Consider the following 18,174-nt stretch of genomic DNA (forward strand, 5'->3'; position numbering starts at 1 on the left):
ATGCTCGGCTGCTCTCGGTCGTTCGGCCACTCGAGAGCAGCCGAGCAGACGAGGCCGCCGGGGCCCGGTCCGCGCCCCGGATCGGCCCACCCGGCCTGCGGCGACCTCCCCTGCGGCCCCGGCAGGAGTCAGCCGATCGGATCAGGCCGTCTCCACCGTCGCGTCGGTGAACTGGGCGGCGTACAGCCTGGCGTAGGCCCCGCCCGAGGCCAGCAGCGCAACGTGGTCGCCCTGCTCGACGATCCGGCCGGACTCCATCACCAGGATCACGTCGGCGTCGCGGATCGTCGACAGTCGATGGGCGATGACGAAGCTGGTGCGGCCCTCCCGCAGCGAGGCCATGGCGTGCTGGATGAGCACCTCGGTGCGGGTGTCCACCGAGCTGGTCGCCTCGTCGAGGATGAGGATCGCCGGTTCGGTGAGGAAGGCCCGCGCGATCGTGATGAGCTGCTTCTCGCCCGCGCTGACGCCCTCGCCCTCGTGGTCCATCACCGTGTCGTAGCCCTCGGGCAGGGTGCGGACGAAGCGGTCGACGTGGGTGGCCATCGCCGCCTCGACGACCTTCTCCCGCGTCGCGCCGTCGACCCCGTAGGCGATGTTCTCGGCGATCGTCCCGCCGACCAGCCAGGTGTCCTGTAGGACCATGCCGATCGGGCGGCGCAGCTCGGCGCGCGACATCGTCGCGATGTCCACGCCGTCCACGGTGATCCGGCCGCCGGTGACCTCGTAGAAGCGCATCAGCAGGTTGATCAGGGTGGTCTTGCCCGCCCCGGTCGGGCCCACGATCGCGACCGTCTGACCGGGCTCGACGGCCAGCGACAGGTCCTCGATCAGCGGCGTGTCCTCCTGGTAGCGGAAGGAGACCTCCTCGAACGCCACCCGTCCCGTGACCCGATCGGCCCGAGGCGCCGTCGCGGGATCGCGCTCCTGCTCCTCGGCGTCGAGCAGTGCGAAGACCCGCTCGGCGGAGGCCACGCCGGACTGGAGCAGGTTCGCCATCGACGCGATCTGGCTGATCGGCTGATTGAACTGCTGGGAGTACTGGATGAACGCCTGGACGTCGCCGATGGTCATCGAGCCGGAGATGATCCGCAGGCCGCCGATGACCGCGATCAGCACGTAGCCGAGGTTCCCGATGAAGCGCAGGGCGGGCTCGATGACGCCGGAGACGAACTGCGCGCGGAAGCTGGAGGCGAACAGCGCCTGATTGTGCTTCTCGAAGGTGTCCGCCGCCTGCTGCTGCCTGCCGAACGCCTGGACGAGGGCGTGACCCGTGTACATCTCCTCGATGTGGCCGTTGAGCTTCCCGGTGGCGGTCCACTGCCGGACGAACTGCGGCTGGGCCCGCTTGCCGATGGCCATCGTGACCAGGATCGACAGCGGCACGCTGATCAGCGCCACCAGAGTGAGCACCGGTGAGATCCAGAACATCATCACCAGCACGCCGATCAGCGTGAGCACCGAGGTCACGATGCGGTTGAGCGCCTGCTGGAGCGTCTGGGAGATGTTGTCGACGTCATTGGTGATGCGGGACAGGACCTCGCCGCGCGGCTGCTGATCGAAGTAGCCGAGGGGCAGCCGGGTGAGCTTCGTGGCGGCCTGTTCCCGCATGCGGTACGCGGTGGACAGCGCGATGCGGGCCGTCAACCGTCCTCGGATGAGGGTGAAGCCCGCCGAGGCCACGACGATCGCGATCGCGACGAGCAGCACCCGGCCGATCGCGGTGAAGTCGACGCCGGAGCCGGCCAGGCCGGTCACGACCAAATCGGTGACTCGGCCGAGCAGGGCGGGGACCACCACCGACAGTGCGACGCTGACGGCGGCGAGTACCAGGATGACGATGATCAGCACGAGATCGGGGCGCATCGAGCCGATCAGCCTGCGGGCGGAGCCCGCGAAGTCCATCGGCTTCTTGCTCGCCGCCGTGTTCCGATCCGCGGCAGCCGTACTCATGACGCCTCCTGCTCGGTGAGCTGGGAGAGCACGATCTCCCGGTAGGTCTGATTGCCCGCCATCAGCTCGGTGTGGGTGCCGGTGCCGACGACGCGGCCCTCGTCCAGGACGACGATGCGATCGGCGTCGCGGATGGTCGAGACCCGTTGGGCGACGATCACGAGGGTGGCGTCCTGGATCTCTCTGGCGAGTGCGGCGCGCAACGCCGCGTCGGTGGCGTAGTCGAGAGCCGAGAACGAGTCGTCGAAGAGGTAGATCTCCGGCCGCGCCACCAGGACCCTGGCGATGGCCAGTCGTTGCCGCTGTCCGCCGGAGACGTTGTTGCCGCCCTGTCCGATCGGACCGTCGAGTCCCTCCGGGAGCGCGGCGACGAACTCGGCTGCCTGTGCCACCTCTAACGCGTGCCACAGGTCGGCGTCGGTGGCGTCGGGTCTGCCGTATCGCAGGTTGGTCGCGATGGTGCCGGAGAACAGATAGGGCTTCTGCGGCACCAGCCCGACGATGCCCGGCAGCGTCGCCCGGTCCAGCTCCCGGACGTCGACGCCGTTGATGACGACGGCTCCGCCGGTCGTGTCGGCCAGTCGGGGGATCAGGTTCAGCAGCGTCGTCTTCCCGCTCCCGGTGGAGCCGATGACGGCCGTGGTCTGGCCTGGACGTGCGATCAGGTTCACGTCCCGCAGGACCTGTTCCTCGGCGCCGGGATAGCCGAAGTCGACGCCCCGGAGTTCGAGCAGGCCGTGACCGGCGTCCGCGGTCCTCGGGCTCGGCGGGCGGGTGAGGCTGGTGGTGGTGTCGAGCACCTCCTGGACGCGTTCGGCGCAGACCCGCGCCCTGGGCGTCATCATGAAGGCGAAGGTCGCCATCATGACCGCCATCAGGATCTGCATGAGGTAGCTGAGGAAGGCGATCAGCGCACCGAACTGCATCGACCCGCCTGCGATGCGGTGGCTGCCGAACCACATGACGGCCACGCTGGAGAACTCCATGATCAGCATCACCGCAGGCATCATCACGGCCATCAGCCTGCCGAAGCGCAGGGAGACGCTCATCAGCTCGGTGTTCGCGCCTGCGAACCGCTGACGTTCATGCTCGTCGCGGACGAAGGCGCGGATGACGCGGATTCCGGTGATCTGCTCGCGAGCCACCCGGTTGACGTCGTCGATGCGCTCCTGCATCTGGCGGGCCAGCGGACCCATCCGCCCCACGATCGCCAACATCACGATGATCAACGCGGGCAGGATGAACAGCAGCAGCCCGGACAGCGGCACATCCTGGTTCAGGGCCATCAGCGCGCCGCCGATGCCCATGATCGGCGCGGGCACCATGAGGACGAACCCCATGAGCACCAGCATCTGCACCTGCTCGACGTCGTTCGTGGTGCGGGTGATGAGCGAGGGCGCCCCGAACCGGCCGACCTCGCGGACGGAGAACTCCTGGACTCGGCTGAAGACGGCCGCCCGGATGTCCCGGCCCACCGCCATCGCGGTGCGGGCGGCGAAGAACACCCCCGCCGCGGCGCAGGCGATCTGCAGGAGCGTCACGCCGAGCATCACGGCGCCGCTGCGCAGGATGTAGGCGGTGTCACCACGGATGACGCCGTTGTCGATGATGTCGGCGTTGAGGGCGGGCAGCCAGAGCATCGCGAGCATCTGGCCGAACTGGAAGAGGATCACCAGCGCGACAGAACGGCGATGCGGACGCAGGTGCACGCGCAGCAGCCTGCGCAGCGAGCCCGGCGTCCGGCGACCGGCTCGCGGACCCGCCTCGGAGGTGGCCGAGTCGGTCGAGGTCATCGGAGATCTCCGCTCTCGTGGGACGGGGAGTGGCGAAGACCGCCGAGCGCGGGTGTCGTGAGACGCCACGGGACTGAGCCTTCAATACCACCTGTCGAGCGAGAATCGACGGGGAGGACGGTCACGATGGAGACCGTCGGCCTGGACCGCCGAGGGACAGGCGCGTCGGACGTGGGGCCGCGTGATCGGGCGGCGGCGTGGGCTGCCGAGTGGTGAATTGCGGCGTGGTGGGCGCAGTCATGCTCTCATCCTGGTACCTGAACAATACTTGAGGTCAAATCGAGCGCGGGTATCGCGCCTGATCGTGGCGGGTGGGACCGGGAACGCGGAACGCGCGGACCAGTCGGACCGGCCTGATGGCAACGGACGGAGGCGGGTGCGGAGTTCCCCGCCGGAGTCGCCCGGCCGACGCGAGGACTCCCGCCCGTTCGGCCCGGCGGCTGCGGCGGACGGCGGCCTGCCCTGCGCAGGCGCTCACCACATCGGGTGATGGTCGCCGAACCCGGTCGTGAAGTGTGTTCGAGGCCGATGCCGGGGAGACGTGGGGTGTCGTGCATCACCACGGCTTCTCGGACACGACGCCTCCGATTCCGTGCGAGCCGCCGCAGGCGCGACGGGCGGCCACCGCGTGAGACAGCCGGGGCGGGTTCGGCCCGCGCCCGGTCGAGGATGACTCCTCCGACGGCCGCCGGGCAAGCGGATTTCCCGATGCACGCCGGGCCTGCGGAGCGGCGGAACCAGGCAGAGTGGTGCCGGACAGCTTCACCGTTCGGCCGGATGGCGTGCGCGGGTGTCACGAGACCGGGGTGTGCGAACCGATCAGGTGCCGGACAGGAACTCCCGCAGCAGCGCCCGGAACTCGGCGGGCCGCTCGCGCCATGGCTGGTGTCCGGCACCCGCGACCACCGAGGACTCGGCGTCCGGCAGCGCCGAGACCAGTGCGTCGACGCCCTCGCGGGGACGGGGATCCTCGGCGCCGTGGACGACCAGGACCGGCGCTCTCACCCGCGCGCACGCCGCGCGCTCGGCCTCGCCCGCCCAGCGGTCGCACTCGGCGTTGAGCGCGGTGTTGGCGGCCGAGTTCAGCGGCAGCGGGGTGACGGCGTCGGCTCCGGCCATCGCCGCCGCGCGCGTGGGATCGGCGAAGTCGGGCTGCCAGCACAGCGTGCGCCACTCCACCTCCTCCGCGTGGGAACGAGTCTGCCGGGCCAGTTCGTCTCGGCGGCGGAGCTGTGCGGTGGTGAGCCGCGCCGCCGCGCGGGAACGGTAGGCGGCCCGGTGCCGGGGCCAGTCGAGGCCGACCCCGTCGCAGTACACGAGACCGATCACGCGGTCGCGGAAGACGCTCGCGTATCTCAGCCCGAGCGTCGCGCCGAAGGAGTGACCGACGACGAACCACCGCTCGTGGCCGAAGTGCGTGCGCAACTCGTCGAGGTCGGCGACGAGGCGGTCCAGGCGGTGATCACCGTTCGGTGCCGAACGGCCGCAGCCGCGTTGGTCGAAGCGATGGGTGCTGAACCGGTCGGCCACCGCCTCGGCCGGAGCGGCGAGGTAGTCCCACATTCCCGGCCCGCCGTGCACGAAGACGACGGCGGGCGTGCCTGTGCGTCGGAGGGATCGGGTCCAGAGCACGGCGCCGTCCGACAGCGACACGGACTCGATCGTCTCGGCGGGCACGAGATCGACCGTAGTCCGTGCGGTGCGGGCCGGTCGACGTCCTGCCCGCCCGCCCGCTCGGTCCGCGTCCGGCGGGTCGGGTCGCGCCGCTCGGCCGCCGCGCCGGGCGGGCATACTGATCATTCCGCCGCGTCGACGACCGCCCGGCGTCGCCGGTGACCGTCGAGGACCGGATTCGCCCGTCGCCGGGCGGGACGCGTGCCCGTGCCGTCCTTCGGCGTCCCGACGCTCGGCGGCCCGACCGACGGGCCCATCTCCCGCGAAGGCAACGACGAGGTCCAGTTGGCGCTGTTCCGCGACTACCAGAACAATCGCCCGCTCTACCCGTTGCTGCACGAATTCCTCCGCACCAGCGGGGTTCCGGTGCTCGCCGTGTGGGGGCGCAACGACGAGATCTTCGGCCCGGAAGGCGCACAGGCCTTCGCTTGCGACGCCGAGGACGCGGAGGTGCGCTTGATCAACAGCGGGCACTTCCTGCTGGAGAGCCACCTGGACGTCGTCGCGGGTTACCTGCGCGGCTTCCTCGGGCGCGTGCTGCGCTAGCGGTGCCACGGCGCACGGGTGCGTGGACGGTCGCGTCGTTCGCGCAGCGGTGTCCGCCTGCGCCGTGGATCGCCGCCCGGGACCGCTGCCTGCGTGCATCAGACCTCGATTCTGCGGGGCCGAGCAGACGGATCGAGGAACCGCCCGCAACGCGGGACCAGGCCCCACCGGGCCGGACCAGCACCGGGCCCGGCCCGACGCGCCGGGGTACGCCCGCCTTGCCCGGTCGATGTCGACTGCTGGTTCAGGAGGTTCGGCAGCGGCGAACGGGTCCCCTGAGACGCGAGACGGCAGGCGGGCTCACCGTGTCATGAGGTCGGTCCGTCGACGAGAAGCGGCGGGCCCGCCGAGCGGCCGAGGGCCTGCCGCCCACGCCGTACCTGGCGCGGGGGCGCAGCCTCGGGAAGTGGAAGTGGCACGCCGCAGCCCCGCCGGGAGTTTCGCGGGCCCGGCGAACGGGGAACTGCTAGGGCGTGACGGCGCAGGCCGGCGGGCGGAACGTGCTTCTGTGGCACGTGCACGGGTCGTGGACGGACTCCTTCGTCCGGGGCCCGCACCACTGTGTGCTGCCCACGCTGGCCGAGGGCGGCCCCTGGGGACGCGGCCGCTGCGGCCGCGCCTGGGAGTCGGCGACGGAGGTGCCGCTGGCCGAACTCCGGGACGCCGAGGTCGACGTGGTGATCCTGCAACGCCCGGAGGAGATCGACCTCGTCGAGCAGTGGCTCGGCAGGCGGCCGGGCCGGGACATCCCCGCCGTCTATCTCGAACACAACGTGCCGCGATCGGACCCGGCGTCGGCACGGCATCCGCTGGCGGATCGCACGGACATCCCGATCGTGCACGTCACCCACTTCAACGACCTGATGTGGGACAACGGCCGGGCGCCCACCCACGTCATCCAGCACGGCATCGTCGACCCCGGCGAGCAGTACACCGGCGAGCTGCCGCACGGCGTCGCGCTCATCAACGAGCCGTCCCGCCGAGCCCGCGTCACGGGGAGCGACCTGCTGGCGGTCTTCGCCGACGCGGGCCCGGTCGATCTCTTCGGCATCGGAGCGGCCGACTTCGTCCCGGCCTCCTCGACCGCCCATCCGGTGCGCGGCATCGACGATCTCGACCATGCCGCGCTGCACCCCGAGATGGCCCGTCGACGGGTGTATCTGCACACCGCCCGCTGGACCTCGCTCGGCCTGTCGCTCCTGGAGGCGATGCAGCTCGGGATGCCCGTCGTTGTGCTCGCCGCCACCGAGACGACGATGGCGGTCCCCTCGGAGGCGGGCGCGGTCTCCACCGACGTGTCGGTACTGGTGCGGGCCTTCCGCGAACTGCTGCACGAACCCGATCTCGCGGTGCTCGCGGGCCGGGCAGGCCGGGACTACGCGGTGACGAGATACGGACTCGATCGCTTTCATCGCGACTGGACCGCCCTGCTCGCCGAGGTCACTCGGTGAACCGCCGCGCAGCGGCTCCGAGAGGAGGCCCGATGAGAATCGCGATGGTGTCCGAGCACGCCAGTCCGCTGGCCGCGCTGGGCGGTGTCGATGCAGGCGGCCAGAACGTCCACGTCGCCGAGCTGTCCTCCGCGCTGTGTCGGCAGGGCCACCAGGTGACCGTGTACACGCGGCGTGAGAGTCTCGTCGTGCCCGAGACGATCATCACCGACGGCGGCCTTCGCGTCGTGCACGTGCCCGCGGGTCCGCCGGTCCCGCTGCCGAAGGACCGGCTCCTGGCGCACATGGGGGAGTTCGGCGCGTTCCTGCGCCGACGCTGGGCCGCAGAGCGTCCCGACGTGGTGCACGCGCACTTCTGGATGTCCGGTCTCGCCGCCATGCTGGCCGTCGAGGGGACGGGCATCCCGGTGGTGCAGACCTTCCACGCCCTCGGCGCGGTCAAGCGTCGGCACCAGGGCGCGGCGGACACCAGCCCGCCGGAGCGGATCCGGCTGGAGGAGGAGATCGCCAGACGGGCCGACCGGGTCATCGCCACCTGCTCCGACGAGGTGTTCGAGCTGGCCAGGATGCGCATGACGCGGGCGAAGGCCTCGGTCGTGCCCTGCGGCGTAGACCTGGAGCGCTTCCAACCTGCTGGCCCGCCCGCGCCGCCCTCGGGGCGACATCGGATTCTCAGCGTCGGCAGGCTGGTGCCCCGCAAGGGGTTCGACGTCGCCGTCACGGCACTGACCGCCCTACCGGAGACCGAGCTGCTCCTCGCGGGCGGGCCCGAGGACGGCAGGCTCGACGAGGACCCTGAGGCGCAACGCCTGCTGCGACTCGCGGAGCAGCTCGGCGTGCGAGACCGACTCGTCCTGCTCGGACAGGTGCCCACTGCGGAGATGCCCGCGCTGCTGCGGTCGGCCGACGTCGTCGTGTGCACCCCGTGGTACGAGCCCTTCGGCATCACACCGCTGGAGGCGATGGCGTGCGGAGTCCCGGTGGTGTCGGCCGCGGTGGGCGGACTGATCGACACGGTCGTCGACGGATCGACCGGAACACTGGTGGCTCCGAACGATCCCGCTGCCCTCGCCGCCGCGGTGCGCGCCCTGCTGGCGCGGCCGGGGACTCGGCGGCGCTACGGCCTGGCGGGCAGAAGGCGGATGCAGCTGCGCTACTCCTGGGACCGGATCGCCGTGGACACGCTGCGGGTCTACCAACGCGCGTGCTCACCGACGGAGCTGTCCACCGAGGACGCGAGCGGGGGCAGGGCGGTGTTGTGAGCCTGCCGGTGTCCGGCGGGTCAACCGACGTAGCGGCGAGCCGTCGACCGTCGCTGCGACTCCTCGAGCAGCAGCAGCCCCGCCTCGACGCGCGTCGGCACCACCCGTCTCTCCCGCAGGACCCAGGGCAGCCCGCGCAGGGCGGCCGCCACCGCCCCCGCCGTCGCCAGATCGGCGGGTGCCGAGCGCAGCACGGCCGCGCTCCGACGGAGCGCGCTGCGCAGCGGACGGCGCAGCCACAGCGTCCACAGGGTGTTGCGGATGCCGAGCTGTCGCCGACGCCGCGCATCACGCGTCCGGGACGGGGCATGGTGAATCACCATGTCCTCGACCCAGCACATCCACCAGCCCAGCGCGGCGAGGTCCAGGGCGAGCAGCTCCTCCTCACCGCCGAGCCACATCCGCGAGGAGAAGCCGCCGACCTGGGTGAACGCCGAGACGCGGAAGGCGGACAGGCCTGCCATCACTCCGAGCAGCGCCGGGCCCGGCAGCCAGCCGGGGCCTGTCACGGGGGAGTCCCGCAGCTCCGGCGTGATCGGGTCCTCCGCGAGGTCCGGCTCGACCAGGCACCTGCCGGTGACCGAGGCCAGACCCGGCCACCGGTCGAGCAGTGTGACAGCACGGGTCAGCACGCCCGGCTGCCAGCGGGTGTCGTCGTCGCAGAACGCCACATACGGGGTGCGCGCCCGGCGCACCGCGAGGTTGCGTCCGATCGCACCGAGGTTGCGCGTCGACCGGATCAGCTCCACCTCGGGATACTCCGCCGCGACCGCGTCCGCCGTGCCGTCCGTGGAGGCGTTGTCCACCAGGATGATCGGTGCCGCGTCGGGCAGCGCGGTCATCTTCGCGAGCGTCTCCAGGAGTTGATCACGCCGATCGCGGGTGATGATCACCACGGTGATGCGGTGCGCCGTCATGGGCTCGACTCCCCCTCGTCGGCGTGCTCCAGAATCCGGACGCGCCGTTCGACCTCGCTCGGCAGTCGGCTCCGTCGGACGAGCGCGGCAGGCAGTCGGCGCAGCAGTCCCGCCACGACCCGCCGGGTCTCGCGGTCTCGTGGCACGGCGTGCAGCAGGTCGGCCGTCTCGACGGCGCATCGGTGCCATGGACGTCGCATCCAGGTGATGAGGGCGTTGTTCCGCCGCTCGGCCCGCAGCCGCCAGGACGCGGGCGGTCGGGCGCTGGAGGGATGGTGGTGGGCCAGGACCCGGTCGGCGTAGCACAGCGCCCAGCCGTGCGCCGCGAGGTCGAGCGCGAGGAGCCGCTCCTCCGCACCGAAGTGCAGCAGCCGGGAGAAGCCGCCGACCTCCAGGAACGCCGTCCGCCGGACGATCGCCGCGCACGCGAGGAAGCCGAGGACCGACGGGCCCGGCAGGCCGGTCGGGTGTCCCAGCGGGCTGGCCGCCATCCGTTGATTGAGGGGGTCGTCGGAGTCCGTCGGGCCGACCAGGGTCCGCGCCGCCAACAGCGCGACCCTCGGGTGGGCGGTCAGGATGCGCTCTGCCGAGGGGAGGGCGTCGTGGGCCCACCACGAGTCGTCGTCGGAGAACGCGACGAACGGGGTCGCGGCCCTGGTCACGCCCAGATTGCGGGCCGCAGCCCCGAGGTTGCGGCGGAGCCGGATCACCTGCACCCCCGCGATCCGTGCGGCGCCCGCCGCCGTGTCGTCGGAGGAGGCGTTGTCCACCACGATGATCGGCGGCGCCGGACGCAGCGCCCGCAGCCTCGTCAGGGTGCGGTGCAGCTCGGCGGCCCGATCGCGCGTGGCGATGACCACCGTGGTCTGCGGCGTGCTCACCAGGCTGCCCCGTTCCCCCTGCGACGGGGGCCGAGGCGCCTGCGAAGTACTCGCATGCAGGCCGCATACCCGCAGGCGTCCCGGCCCAACCCGGCGCGGGAGAACAGGGCGCCGGGGACCTGCGGCCCGGACCGCACGTGTGAGGCGCGGACGGCCGGGTAGCCGAAGACGTGACGCGACGCATCGAACGTGCGCTGGTGACCGGGGGTGCGGGTTTCGTCGGATCGCACCTCGCCGAACTGCTGCTGGCCGAGGGCAGCGAGGTCCTCGTGCTCGACGACTTCTCGACTGCTGCGGCCGACACGGTCGCCGAGCTGCGGGAACGTCCCGGAGTCGAGTTGGTCCGACACGACGTCACTCGACCGATCACCGTGCCCGGCCGCGTCGACGTCGTCTTCCACCTGGCCTCACCCGCCTCACCGCCGGACTACCTGCGACTGCCGATCGAGACGCTCCGGGCGGGGTCGCTGGGCACCGCGCACGCGCTCGACGTGGCCGTGCGTGCCGACGCCCGCTTCGTACTGGCCTCGACCAGCGAGGTCTACGGCGACCCGGAGGTGCATCCGCAGCCGGAGAGCTATCGAGGTCGCGTGAACCCGGTCGGCCCGCGCAGCGTGTACGACGAGGCGAAGCGGTATGCCGAGGCGCTGACCGCCGCCTACCGGCGCGAGTGCGGCGCGAACACCGGCATCGCTCGGCTCTTCAACACCTACGGCCCTCGGATGCGGGCACACGACGGTCGGGCGGTGCCGACGTTCATTCGGCAGGCGCTGGCCGGGGAACCGTTGACCGTGGCCGGTTCCGGCACGCAGACCCGGTCGCTCTGCTACGTCGACGACACCGTGCGCGGCCTGCTCGCCCTGGCCAAGGCGGATCTGCCCGGCCCGGTGAATCTGGGCAACCCCGAGGAGCTCACGGTGCGTGAGCTGGCCGAGGAGATCCGCGCGGCCGCAGGCGGCAGCGCGGGCCTGACCTTCGCCGACGCCGCCGAGGACGACCCGAGGCGACGCTGTCCGGACATCACCCTGGCTCGGCGTGAGCTGGGCTGGTGGCCTCGGGTGAGCCTGGCCGAGGGACTGGCTCGGACGATTCGGTGGTTCGAGCCCCGCCGGGAGCCGACGCCGGAGCCGTCGTCGGTCTTCTGGTGAGCCGACGTTCTGGTGAGTCACGACGTGCCGGGGCGCGCCCGAACGGTTTACCGCCGTCGTCGTCGGGCATCGCTATAGGGCTGACCCGGCCCCGGCTGGGCGACGGCCGGTCGGGTGACACGACACCGGCGAGGCCACGATGCGGCGCTACCGAGCGGGCCGATGCGAGCAGGGCGACACGGAAGGGCCGACACGACAGGACCGACACGGCGGGGCGGGCGGCACATGCCCCCGAGCGGAGGAGTGGCTCGATGCGCGTTCTCGGCATCAATGCGATCTTCCACGATCCGGCTGCCGCGCTCGTCGTGGACGGCGAGATCGTCGCCGCCGCCGAGGAGGAGCGGTTCAGCCGACGCAAGCACGGGAAGCGCCCGGTGCCGTTCTCCGCCTGGGAACTGCCGGAACAGGCCGCTGCCTGGTGCCTGCGCCGGGCGGGCATCCGGGCCGATCAGCTCGACGCCGTCGGCTACTCCTACGACCCGGAGCTGGTGGACCACTCGCTCGGCGGGCTGGACGCGGGCAGCGAGGAAGTGCGCACCGACTACGCACGACGGGCGCCTGCCTTCCTGCGCACCGCACTGCCGGGCCTGGACCCCTCGGTGGTCCGGTTCGTCCGACACCACGTGGCGCACGCCGCCTCGGCCGCGCTGGCGGCGCCCTTCGACGACTGCGCCGTGCTGGTCGCGGACGGACGCGGCGAGAGCACCTCCTACCTGGCAGGTGAGTACCGCGACGGCAAGTTCATCGAGTTCGACGCCCAACGGCTGCCGCACTCGCTCGGCCTGCTGTACGAGGACCTCACCGAACACCTCGGCTTTGCCCGGTCCAGCGACGAGTACAAGGTCATGGCGCTCGCCTCCTACGGGGAACCGAGGTTCCTGGGCGCACTGACGGAATTCGTCCACACCACCGCCGACGGCGGGTTCCGCACCGAACCGGTGCCCTGGAACGACTTCGCTCCTCGGGCCGGGGACGGGGTCGCACTGGACTCGACGCACGCCGATCTCGCGGCCAGTGTGCAACGACGCGTGGAGGACGTGCTGTTGGAGCTGGTCCGCCGCCTGCACGCGCAGACCGGACAGTCCGACCTGGCGATGGCGGGCGGCATCGCCTTGAACTGCGTGGCCAACACACGCCTGTACGCCGAGGGTCCGTTCGACCGGATCTGGGTGCAGCCCGCGGCGGGTGACGCGGGGACCGCGCTGGGGGCGGCCCTGCAGCTCTCCGCCGAGCTGGGCGAGCGGGCCGCGCCGATGACCGGTGCCGACCTCGGCCGCGACTGGACGGAGGACGAGCTGGCGACGGTGCTGCGCACGGCGAACCTCCGGTACGACCGGCCTGCGGACGTCGCCGCAGCGGTGGCCGATGCGCTGGCCGCCGATCAGGTGGTGGCCTGGTTCCAAGGCAGAGCCGAGTTCGGCCCTCGGGCGCTCGGGCATCGGTCCCTGCTCGCGCATCCGGGACCGCAGCGCAACCTGGAACGGCTCAACGAGGTGAAGGGTCGGGAGCAGTTCCGGCCGGTCGCCCCGATGGTCCTCGCCGACCGCGCGGCCGAGTTGTTCGGGCGAGGTCCGCTGCCCAGCCCGTACATGTTGTTCGTCCACGACGTCGCCGAATCGTGGCGGGAGCGCCTCGGCGCGGTGACCCATGTCGACGGCACGGCGCGGGTGCAGACGGTCGACCCGGCGCATGCACCGCTGACGGCTCGCATGCTGGCGGAGTTCGAAGCTCGCACCGGGCTGCCGGTGGTGGTCAACACGAGCCTCAACACGGCGGGCCGGCCGATGGTCGACTCGCCGAGGGATGCCCTGGAGTGCTTCGGTTCCGCACCGGTCGACCTGCTTGCGATCGGCCCGTTCCTGGTGCGGCGATCATGATCGACTACAGCGTGGTGATCCCGACTACGGGACGCGACAGTCTCTGGCGGCTGCTGGCCGCCCTGGACGCCGCCGTCGGCCCGCCGCCCAGGGAGATCCTGGTCGTCGATGACCGGCCAGGGGGCGAGGAGCTGCGCCTGCCGCCGTCGATCCGACTGCTGCGCTCCGGCGGGCGGGGACCGGCGGCGGCCCGCAACACCGGCTGGCGGCAGGCGGGCGGGGAGTGGATCGCCTTCCTGGACGACGACGTGATCACCGACGCGGACTGGCCCGCGCGGCTGGCGGGGGACCTGACGGGACTCGACGATCTGGTGGGGGCATCGGAGGCCGAGATCGTGGTTCCGCTGCCTGCCGACCGACGGCCCACCGACGACGAGCGCGGCACCGCAGGACTGGCCCGCGCGCGCTGGATCACCGCCGACATGGCCTATCGACGGTCTGCGCTGGCGGCCGTCGGCGGCTTCGACGAGCGGTTCCCCCGCGCCTATCGGGAGGATGCGGACCTCGCGATGCGCGTCCGCCTGGCCGGTTACGAGATCGTCCGAGGTGATCGGGCGACCACGCATCCGGTGCGCCGGGCGAGCCTGCTGGCCAGTGTCCGCGCCCAGCGCGGCAACGCCGACGACGTGCTGATGCGACGCACGCACGGAGCCCGATGGCGGGAGCGGATCGGAGAGGGACCCGGCAGGCTGCGCCTGCATGTGCTGACCATCGGCGCCGCGGCGCTGGGCGGGCTGTTCGCGGTGACCGGGCGACGAAGGGCGGCGGCGGGCTGCGCGGCGATCTGGGCCGCGCTGACCGGCGAGTTCGCCGCGCGACGAATCGGGCCGGGTCCGCGCACGGCGGCGGAGGTCGGTCGGATGCTGGTCACCAGCGTGCTGATCCCGCCAGCTGCCTGTCTGCACCGGCTGCGTGGGGAGATCCGACATCGGCGGCGGCACAGCGGCGGGCCGCTGCATGGCTCCAGCGGCGGGCCGCTCGATGCATACAGCGGCGGGCCGCTAGACGGCTCCGGCGGCGGGCCGCTGCATGGCTCCGGCGGCGGGCCGCTCAATGCATACAGCGGCAGGCCGCCGCATGGCCACAGCGGCGGACCCCGCGAGGCACATCGAGGCAGGTCCCGCCCGCCGCAGGCCCTGCTGTTCGACCGGGACGACACGCTCATCGGTGATGTCCCCGGTCTGACCGACCCGGCTGGCGTGCACCCGATGCCGGGGGCCGTGGAGGCGCTGCGGATGTCGCGGGAGGCGGGCATCCGAGTCGGGGTGGTGAGCAACCAGGCCGGGGTCGCGGGCGGACTGATCAGCGCCGACCAGCTCGCCGAGGTGAACTCGCGAGTCGAGGCCCTGCTCGGGCCGTTCCAGACCTGGCAGGTCTGCGTCCACGGTCCGCAGGACGGCTGCGACTGCCGGAAGCCCGCGCCCGGCATGGTGTATCGCGCGGCGGCGGCACTGGGCGTGGACGTCGAGGGCTGTGTGGTCATCGGCGACACGGGCGCGGACGTCGCCGCTGCGGCTGCGGCGGGCGCACGCGGAATCCTGGTCCCCACGGCCAGGACTCGGCGGGCGGAGATCGCCAAGGCGCGCGCGGAGGCGGCGGTGGCCGAGGACATCGTGGCGGCCGTCGCACTGGCCCTGGCGGGTGTGCGGTGACCGGCCGGGTACTCGTCGCGCGCATGGACAGCGCAGGCGACGTCCTGTTGGCGGGCCCGTGCATCCGGGCCGTGGCCGCCTGCGCGGACTCCGTCACCCTGTTGGCCGGGCCGAGAGGTGCCGCCGCAGGCGAGCTGCTGCCCGGCGTGGCCGAGGTGCTGACGTGGTGCGCACCGTGGATCGACCCGGAACCGCCCGCGCTGGTCTCGGCCGAGGTGCTCGCCCTCGTCGAACAGATCCGGGAGCACGGTGTCGACCGTGCCCTCGTCCTCACGTCGTTCCACCAGTCGCCGTTGCCGCTCGCCCTGCTGCTGCGGATGGCCGGGGTGCCCTGGATCGGGGCGATCTCGGACGACTATCCGGGCTCGCTGCTGGACCTGCGGCACCGCGTCGACGGCGATCCGCCGGAGAGCGAACGGGCGCTGTCGCTGGCCGAGTCGGCCGGGTTCCGGCTGCCTCCCGGCGATGACGGCACCCTCGCCGTCCGAGGACCGCTGCCCGACCTGCGCACGGCGACGGGACCGCCGGGCTATGTCGTGGTGCATCCCGGCGCCTCCACCCCGGCCCGTCAGATGTCCGCGTCCCGTTCGGCCGCCGTCGTCGCGGCGCTCGCCGCCGCCGGACGCCGGGTGGTCGTCACGGGAACACCCGTCGATCGGGCGCTCACCGCGACGGTGGCGCGGGGCGGTGGTCCCGACCTCGGCGGCCTCGACCTCGGCGGCAGGACGACGCTGCCGGAACTCGCCGCCGTGCTCGCACACGCGAGCGTCGTGGTGGCGCCCAACACCGGTCCGGCGCATCTGGCGGCCGCGGTGGGAACGCCGGTCGTCTCCCTGTTCGCCCCGGTCGTGCCCGCCGCACGGTGGGCCCCCTACGGGGTGCCGACCGCCGTGCTGGGCGATCAGGACGCGCCGTGTCGGGGCAGTCGTGCGCGGAAGTGCCCCGTCGGCGGGCATCCCTGTCTGGAGTCGATCGATCCCGACGAGGTCGTCGCCGCGACCGAGCGACTCGCCGCCGTGACCGCTGATCGGCCGCAGCGCCGCCTAACGACCGGAGGTGTGTCGTGATCGAAGAACATTTCACGGCCTTGAGCCAGGCGCTGGGACGGATCGGTTCTGCCGCGCCGACCCTGCGACAGTGGGGCCTCGAGTTGTCTCGAGTCCTCGTCGACGGCGGCCGACTGCTCGTGTGCGGCAACGGCGGCAGCGCCGCCGAGGCGCAGCATCTGACCGGGGAGCTGGTCGGCCGCTTCCGGAACGAGCGACGGCCCTTGGCGGCCATTCCGCTGCACGCCGACGCCTCCTCGTGCACCGCGATCGTCAACGACTACGGCGCCGCCGAGGTGTACGCCCGCCAGGTGCGCGCCCACGGCCGAGCCGGTGACGTCCTGATCCTGCTGTCCACCAGCGGAAGCAGCGAGAACGTCGTCGCCGCCGCGAAGGCGGCTCAGGACATCGGCGTCACCACGTGGGCGATGACGGGGGCCTCCCCGAATCCGCTGGCCGCGCTGTGCGACGACGCGATCATCGTCGACGCACCCGACGTCGCCACGGTGCAGGAGGTGCACCTCGTGCTCGTGCACGCCCTGTGCCTCGCGCTGGACGAGGCCTTGGGGGTGCCGGTGTGAAGCCGCTGGTGGTGCTCGGTGACGCGATGCTCGACGTGGACGTCGAGGGCACCGTCGACCGGTTGTGCCCCGGCACTCCGGCCGCCGTCGTCGACGTGTGTCGAGAACTGCGCAGGCCCGGCGGCGCCGGCCTGGCCGCGCTGCTGGCCGCGCGGTCCACCGACTCGGTGCTGCTGATCACCGCCGTGGCCGACGACGAGGCGGGGCGGGCGCTGCGCGGGCTGCTCGACGAGGAACTCACGGTGCTGTCCGTTCCGCTGCGCGGCACGACGGTCCGCAAGGCCCGCGTGCGGGTCGCGGGCCAGTCCCTGCTGCGGCTGGACACCGGAGACGGCACGGCGGACCAGGGGCCCTTGGCCGCCGAGATCGAACGGGCGTTGCGGAGTGCGGGCGCGATCCTGGTCGCCGACTACGGCGGCGGGGTCGCCGGACATCCCGACATCAGACGGCTGCTCGCCGCACTCGCGCCGACCGTGCCGATCGTGTGGGACCCGCATCCGCGTGGGCCGGCGCCGACACCGGGCGCCCGGCTGATCTCGCCGAACCTCAGCGAGGCACGCCGGTTTCACCAGTCCGGGCTCGAACCCGCCGAACTGGCAATGATCCTGCGGGACGACTGGGCCGCGCACGCGGTCGCCGTGACGACCGGTGCGGCAGGCGCGGCACTGGCCGACGGGCGACGGGTCCGCACGGTGCCGGTGCCCGCCGACGCTCGGGTCACGGCCTCGGCGGAACCCGACGCCTGCGGCGCGGGCGACTGCTTCGCCTCCACCGCCGCGGCGAGCCTGCTCGCCGGAGCCACCATGGCCGAGGCCGTGTCGGGCGCGGTCGAGGCGGCGGCGCGGTTCATCGGAGCGGGCGGGGCCTGCGCACTGTCCGTCCGCGTCGAACCCTCGACCCCGGCACAGCCGCCGCTGCCCCCGAACCTCGGCTCGGCGTTCGACGTCGCGGCCAGGGTCCGAGCCGCAGGTGGTCGCCTCGTCGCCACCGGCGGCTGCTTCGACCTGCTGCATCCCGGCCATCTGAGCCTGTTGCAGCAGTCGCGGGCTCTGGGCGACGCCTTGATCGTCTGTCTGAACTCCGACGACTCGGTCCGACGGCTGAAAGGTCTCGGTCGTCCCATCCTCCAGGCCCGCGACCGGGCCAGGCTGCTCACCGAGCTGGCCTCGGTGGACGCGGTCGCGATCTTCGACGAGCCGTCGCCCGCCGCGCTGCTGGAGCGGCTCTGCCCGGACGTCTGGGTCAAGGGCGGCGACTACACCGGGACCCAGCTGCCGGAGAGCGAGATCGTGCAGCGGCACGGCGGCGAGACCGTGCTGATCCCGACGGTCCACGGCTACTCGACATCGCAGCTGGTGGCCGCCGCACAAGGCAGGAGCTGAAAACCGACAGC

14 protein-coding genes are annotated in these 18,174 nt (G+C 72.4%); 9 read left to right on the forward strand and 5 right to left on the reverse strand.

Going from position 1 to position 18,174, the window contains the following annotated elements; all coding sequences use genetic code 11:
* Window positions 1-141 precede the first annotated feature (141 nt).
* The 3 genes from UA75_RS10385 to UA75_RS10395 form a co-directional block, all read right to left on the reverse strand.
* Window positions 142-1,953: an ABC transporter ATP-binding protein gene (locus UA75_RS10385; protein ID WP_075740063.1), complete on the reverse strand. Its 1,812-nt coding sequence runs from the start codon at window positions 1,951-1,953 to the stop codon at window positions 142-144.
* Complete coding sequence (locus UA75_RS10390; RefSeq protein ID WP_083683092.1) at window positions 1,950-3,746, reverse strand: ABC transporter ATP-binding protein; 1,797 nt, start codon at window positions 3,744-3,746, stop codon at window positions 1,950-1,952. The genes UA75_RS10385 and UA75_RS10390 overlap by 4 nt, the downstream gene beginning before the upstream one ends.
* Before the next feature lie 819 nt (window positions 3,747-4,565).
* Window positions 4,566-5,423 (reverse strand): alpha/beta fold hydrolase, encoded by an 858-nt coding sequence (locus UA75_RS10395; RefSeq protein WP_198042984.1) that lies wholly within the window; start codon window positions 5,421-5,423, stop codon window positions 4,566-4,568.
* A 198-nt stretch (window positions 5,424-5,621) separates the two neighbouring features.
* Here UA75_RS10395 and UA75_RS10400 point away from each other — a divergent pair, with 198 nt between their 5' ends.
* The 3 genes from UA75_RS10400 to UA75_RS10410 all read left to right on the forward strand — a co-directional run bounded on the left by UA75_RS10400 (window position 5,622) and on the right by UA75_RS10410 (window position 8,679).
* Window positions 5,622-5,966 carry an alpha/beta fold hydrolase gene (locus tag UA75_RS10400; protein WP_404799972.1) on the forward strand — a complete coding sequence of 115 codons (345 nt, stop codon included), beginning with the start codon at window positions 5,622-5,624 and terminating at the stop codon, window positions 5,964-5,966.
* 473 nt (window positions 5,967-6,439) lie between these two features.
* The gene (locus tag UA75_RS10405) at window positions 6,440-7,417 is read left to right on the forward strand and encodes a glycosyltransferase (RefSeq protein ID WP_232237712.1); all 978 of its coding nucleotides are present in this window, start codon (window positions 6,440-6,442) and stop codon (window positions 7,415-7,417) included.
* Window positions 7,418-7,449: 32 nt separating this feature from the next.
* Window positions 7,450-8,679 (forward strand): glycosyltransferase, encoded by a 1,230-nt coding sequence (locus tag UA75_RS10410; RefSeq protein ID WP_075740064.1) that lies wholly within the window; start codon window positions 7,450-7,452, stop codon window positions 8,677-8,679.
* A 20-nt stretch (window positions 8,680-8,699) separates the two neighbouring features.
* On the opposite strand, the gene UA75_RS10415 is transcribed toward UA75_RS10410, so the two are convergent.
* Window positions 8,700-9,596 carry a glycosyltransferase family 2 protein gene (locus tag UA75_RS10415; protein ID WP_075740065.1) on the reverse strand — a complete coding sequence of 299 codons (897 nt, stop codon included), beginning with the start codon at window positions 9,594-9,596 and terminating at the stop codon, window positions 8,700-8,702.
* On the reverse strand, window positions 9,593-10,477 hold the full coding sequence (locus UA75_RS10420; protein WP_075740066.1) for a glycosyltransferase family 2 protein: 885 nt from the start codon (window positions 10,475-10,477) through the stop codon (window positions 9,593-9,595). The genes UA75_RS10415 and UA75_RS10420 overlap by 4 nt, the downstream gene beginning before the upstream one ends.
* Window positions 10,478-10,647: 170 nt before the next feature.
* On the opposite strand from UA75_RS10420, the gene UA75_RS10425 reads away from it, so the two are divergent.
* From UA75_RS10425 to UA75_RS10450, 6 genes are all read left to right on the forward strand, one after another.
* Window positions 10,648-11,625, forward strand: a complete 978-nt coding sequence (locus UA75_RS10425) for a UDP-glucuronic acid decarboxylase family protein (protein ID WP_075740067.1) — start codon at window positions 10,648-10,650, stop codon at window positions 11,623-11,625.
* A 251-nt stretch (window positions 11,626-11,876) separates the two neighbouring features.
* Window positions 11,877-13,502, forward strand: coding sequence for a carbamoyltransferase (locus UA75_RS10430; protein ID WP_075740068.1), 1,626 nt, complete (start codon window positions 11,877-11,879; stop codon window positions 13,500-13,502).
* Complete coding sequence (locus UA75_RS34425) at window positions 13,499-15,154, forward strand: HAD-IIIA family hydrolase (protein ID WP_075740069.1); 1,656 nt, start codon at window positions 13,499-13,501, stop codon at window positions 15,152-15,154. Before UA75_RS10430 ends, UA75_RS34425 begins: the two co-directional genes overlap by 4 nt.
* Complete coding sequence (locus UA75_RS10440) at window positions 15,151-16,221, forward strand: glycosyltransferase family 9 protein (protein WP_075740070.1); 1,071 nt, start codon at window positions 15,151-15,153, stop codon at window positions 16,219-16,221. Before UA75_RS34425 ends, UA75_RS10440 begins: the two co-directional genes overlap by 4 nt.
* Window positions 16,218-16,781 (forward strand): SIS domain-containing protein, encoded by a 564-nt coding sequence (locus tag UA75_RS10445; protein WP_075740071.1) that lies wholly within the window; start codon window positions 16,218-16,220, stop codon window positions 16,779-16,781. The genes UA75_RS10440 and UA75_RS10445 overlap by 4 nt, the downstream gene beginning before the upstream one ends.
* Window positions 16,778-18,163: a PfkB family carbohydrate kinase gene (locus tag UA75_RS10450; RefSeq protein WP_075740072.1), complete on the forward strand. Its 1,386-nt coding sequence runs from the start codon at window positions 16,778-16,780 to the stop codon at window positions 18,161-18,163. Before UA75_RS10445 ends, UA75_RS10450 begins: the two co-directional genes overlap by 4 nt.
* Window positions 18,164-18,174 lie beyond the last annotated feature (11 nt).

The organism is Actinoalloteichus sp. GBA129-24 (assembly GCF_001941645.1).
Taxonomy (GTDB): Bacteria; Actinomycetota; Actinomycetes; order Mycobacteriales; family Pseudonocardiaceae; genus Actinoalloteichus_A; species Actinoalloteichus_A fjordicus.